Origin of the sequence: Vibrio sp. OPT46 (genome assembly GCF_015163535.1) — a bacterium.
GTDB classification, from domain to species: domain Bacteria; phylum Pseudomonadota; class Gammaproteobacteria; order Enterobacterales; family Vibrionaceae; genus Vibrio; species Vibrio alginolyticus.
In genome coordinates, this window is record NZ_JADDYG010000684.1 from 79035 (window position 1) to 83694 (window position 4660).

Sequence of the window (4660 nt, forward strand, 5' to 3'; positions counted from 1 at the left end):
TTGCACTGTACTGATCATTCAAGATCTCTGGCGCTTGCCCTGTGAGTAAACTCAGCGCTTCTTTATCAACCACGGAGTAACCCGTTGTGCCTATTGCGGCAATTAATGCCCAGAACACACCGACATTCAAATAAGAGCTCAGCGTCATCTGACGAAAGTTCGTCAGTGGTACCAGCATACAACCAAGGGTTATCAGCAAGAATCCAAGCCACTGCTGACTGGATAATTCATGCCCCAATGCCACACTGATTGCGCCAACCATCATCACAGGCAGTGCCCGAGCAATCGGATAAACCACGCCCACGTCTGCGTGCTTATAAGCGACAATCAAGCCGACCAGATAGACCATTTGTGAAATGCCGCTAATGAACAGCAATCCCCAAAATTCACTCGGTAATGATGTCCAGCCAATGGTCGCCAAATACCAAATCAAATAAGGGGTAAGAATGGCACAGGCAGAAAAGCTGGCGGCCATGGTAAACGCGAGTCCAGAGCCTGAGTTGCTTTTACCAAGAATATTCCAACCCGCATGGAGAACAGCAGAAAAAACGACGAGACCAATCGCCAACAAATCCATTTCAATGTTCCTGTTTGAATAAAATAAAGGCCCCGATATGGAGCCTTAGATGATGAGAAAATCCACTTAGCGATTGAGTTCCGCCAGAGATTCAATGCTGATGGCATCGTGTCGCCAATACTCGATATCGCAATCAATCAATTCACCGTGCTGATTGTAGTTGATGCGCTCCACTACCATCGCTGGCGTACCGGCTGTCGCGCGCAATGCTTGAGCCATTTCACCCAACAAAGTGCTGGTTGAAATGCGGTAGCGAATCTTTTGATATGTAACGCCATAATGATCGCGATAAATGTCCGTCAGCGAATTTGATAAATCGTAGTCCAACAGGTTCGGAAACAGCTCTGGGCGAATGTAGTTTGTTACGAATACCACAGGTCTATCTTCAAGGTATCGCACACGGTCGACTCGATACACATCCGAGAAAGGCTGCAAGTCCAGCAAACGCGCCGCTTGTTTGTTTGCCAACGTCCCTTTTGCTGCAACCAACTCCGTTTTTGGCACACGATTTTGCGCTTTCGCCATGTTCGGGAAGTTTAGCGTTTGGGTTGGGTCGTAACGCAATGGCTCGGGTGAGATAAACCAACCTCGGCGATCTTCGCGATAGATTCGACCTTCTGCTTCTAGCAGTGATAAAGCTTCACGCAAAGTAACGCGTGTAGTATCGAACGACTCCGCCAACTTACGCTCTGCTGGCAGTTTTTGACGCGGCGATAGCATGCCCGCTTCAATCTGTTCAACAATCGAATCTTTAATTTTTACGTATTGCACGAAGTGTCCTTATCTTTTGCGCCAAGCTTGTGTGCGATTTTCTAACAATTTACCCAAAGTCATCTGAACAATCTTCGCAATTGCGGCAGCAATCATGATCATCACAGCCATAGCTGCTGCAGCGCCAGTTTGACCTGCATCGTCCATATTCAGAATCGAGACCGAAGCCGGAATCGTATCGGTTGAGTAAAGGAATACTACCGCAGAAGTGGTGGTCAATGCATTAACAAACAAGTAAGTCGCAATGTCCAAAATCGCAGGTAAACACACAGGTAATGTCACTTTAAAGAACAACTTGTATTGAGGAAGCTTCACCGATGCCGCCGTGGCTTCAATCTCCGATGGCAACTGCTTTAGAGCTGTCAGGGCGGTCATGTGACCTACTGTGTAGTAATGCACTACCGTGTTAATTACCAAGAATGCCATGGTGCCATAAAGTACGTTCAAAGGATTGTTCGCATCGTTGAAGTAAAAGATGTAGCCCAAGCCAAGCACCATACCCGGAACCGCCATCGGCACCACGCTGAGCATTTGCATCACTTGGCGAATTGGACCAAACGCGCGCCCTTTCTCAATGCAGTAAGCACCAACAAAGATGATGGCTGTACCAATAACTGCCGTCCAACCTGCCAGCGTTAGCGAGTTGAAGAATGGGCTCCAACCGTAAGTGCTCATTTCGGCAAAGTTGTAGTTGTTTAGCGTCAGCGCTTTGTTCCAAGGCCAGAATGTAACTAACGAGCCATACACCGCCATGCCTAGCACTGCCAACACTGCGATAGAAATGATGCTGCAGTAAACCAAACAAATGCTGTCGCGCGCTTTGTTAGGTTCTGGCTGATAAGGCACCGAGCGTGTGTCGAATAAGCTCTTTTGCTTTTTCTGTACCCAGCGGTCTGCGCCGAACGCCATTACCGCAGGGAATAACAACATAATGCTAGTCACCGCACCCATGGCAAAGTTTTGCTGTCCCACGACTTGCTTGAAGATGTCAGTCGCCAGAACGTTGTAGCTGCCCCCAATCACTTTCGGCACACCAAAGTCCGTGATAACCAATGTAAAAACCACAATAAGCGTACTGATCAAACCGTATTTCGCCGCAGGTAACGTCACCATAAAGAAGGTTTTGATGGGTGAAGTTTTAAGTGCGCGCGCTGCTTCATACAAACGGGCATCTGAAGTACGCAGCGAAGTGGTTAAGATCATTAATGCATGAGGGAAGGTCCAGAAAATCAAACCCATCGAGATACCAATCACGCCGTAAACCGAGTTTCCTAACAGCATCTCTTTGGCAATGCCTTGATTACCGAAAAGGAAGATCAAACTGATCGCCGGCAACAACGAAGGCGCGAGAATCGGCGCAGTACCTAGGATTTGGAACAAACCTTTAAACGGCATACATGAACGAGTCAGCGCGTAGGCATAACCGAATGCAAGCACACCCACTACCGAGGTGACAATCACGCCCAAAGTGAAGGTGTTGCCCACCGACACCCACAAGCTTGAAGAGGAAAAGTACGTCGCAAAGTTTGCCAGACCGACAAATTCGCCATTGGCATTTTGCACACTCTTGGTCAACATTGCCCAAAGCGGCATTAAGATGAACAGCACCATTATGGTCGACAAGCCAGCGAGCAAACCAAACAACACAAGGTTGTCGCGGCTAACACGTCCGAGTAAAGATTTTGCTTTGTCTTGTGTGGTCAAGCTATTCATCGTCATTGTCTTCACATCCATGTTTACACCTACGCTGCTAGCGCTTTATCAACCGAGGGCACGGCGTAACCATGCAGCCCTTCTTCAGCAAACTGGATGTAACGTACATCGCCCGCCTTGATATTGAGTTTTTGAACCGTTTCCACAGGCACATCCACGACGATGGTTTTCGTTGAGCTGTCGTTTTGCAATACGCAATCAATGCGGAAAAACGCCCCCAGAAACTCGGTTGCGGTAACTCGCACAGGTAAAGAGTTGGTGTAGTTTTCAACGAACTTGATGCTTTCAGGACGCACCGCAAGGTCGAAGCGGTCACCACGTTGGATCTTACGATTGGTCAAGCTTGGCGCTGGCATTAGGGTTTCTGCAATGCGTACTTGGGAGTCCGTTGCTACTGAGGTTTCAATAAAGTTCATGCTGCCGACAAACTCAGCGACAAAGCGCGTTGCTGGTTGTTGGTAGATCTCTTGAGGTGTACCGACTTGCTCAATCACGCCATGGTTCATCACCACAATGCGATCCGCCATCGACAATGCTTCGTCCTGATCGTGCGTAACCATGATGGTGGTGATGCCCAGCTTACGTTGCAGCTTACAAATCTCGTCACGTAAGTGAACACGTACTTTTGCATCTAGCGCCGATAATGGCTCATCAAGCAGCAGTAGACCCGGAGACAAAGCTAATGCACGAGCCAAAGCAACACGCTGCTGCTGGCCACCAGAAAGTTGGTTAGGGAATTTCTCGCCGGAGGTTGGAAGACCAATGGTTTCTAACCAATAATCCACCTTCTCTAACGCTTCTTTGGTCGACATGCCTTGGTTCTTCAAACCCACTGCAATGTTCTCTTGCACAGTTAGGTTCGGAAACAGCGCGTAAGATTGGAATACGATGCCGAAATCGCGCTTCTCTGGTGGTAGGAATGTGGTCTCTTGACCGTTTTGAAAAATCGCACCAGACGTTGGCAAGTCTAAACCTGCAATGGCACGTAGCAGAGTGGTTTTACCGCAGCCAGAAGGACCAAGAAAACAAACAAACTCGCCCTTTTCAATCGCTAGCGAGATCTTCTTTAATGCAGTGAACTGTCCGAATTGCTTCACTACATTTTCGATATTTAGGTAATGTTGGTTAGTTGACATAACACACGCTCCAAATGGTATATACCAACTTTAGTTTTGGAGTGTTACGTTCCAATGACAAATTTATAGCCAGAAGATGACAAATAGATGAAGGGCGATGAGGTTTGTTCAAGTGGTAATTAGAGATTCCCGACTCACTCCTTCGTCGCTCTCGAGAATGACGTGGTGAGTGTGGTTCATAAATTCTGAAATCACACTCATTGCCTAGAATTACGAGCTTTGACTTTCACGCCATACGCTTAAGATCGTCATTCCGGACGAGCCTAAGCGAGCCATCCGGAATCTCTTACAAGCACTATATTCTGAGATTCCCGACTCACTCCTCCGTCGCTCTCGAGAATGACGTTATAAGTGCGGATAGAAGATCCCAACTTTCTTAAGTCCGTCATTCCAGCGAACCTAGGTGAGACTAGGAATCTACTTTCAGCAAACTCTGAAATAACAGAGAAAACAAAAAATCCAC

At 47.6% G+C, this 4660-nt stretch carries 4 protein-coding genes; all 4 read right to left on the reverse strand.

Features of this window, described 5'->3' with window-relative positions; translation table 11 throughout:
• The coding region (locus IQR33_RS34305; RefSeq protein ID WP_228014122.1) for an EamA family transporter at nt 1–577 on the reverse strand (577 nt) is incomplete at its 3' end.
• A gap of 66 nt (nt 578–643) precedes the next feature.
• The gene (phnR, locus tag IQR33_RS25290) at nt 644–1348 is read right to left on the reverse strand and encodes a phosphonate utilization transcriptional regulator PhnR (protein ID WP_005442366.1); all 705 of its coding nucleotides are present in this window, start codon (nt 1346–1348) and stop codon (nt 644–646) included.
• A gap of 9 nt (nt 1349–1357) precedes the next feature.
• Nucleotides 1358–3082: a putative 2-aminoethylphosphonate ABC transporter permease subunit gene (locus IQR33_RS25295; RefSeq protein WP_054576179.1), complete on the reverse strand. Its 1725-nt coding sequence runs from the start codon at nt 3080–3082 to the stop codon at nt 1358–1360.
• An 8-nt stretch (nt 3083–3090) separates the two neighbouring features.
• Entirely contained in the window at nt 3091–4197 is a 1107-nt protein-coding gene (locus IQR33_RS25300; protein WP_005432488.1) for a putative 2-aminoethylphosphonate ABC transporter ATP-binding protein, read from the reverse strand.
• Between the last annotated feature and the right edge of the window lie 463 nt (nt 4198–4660).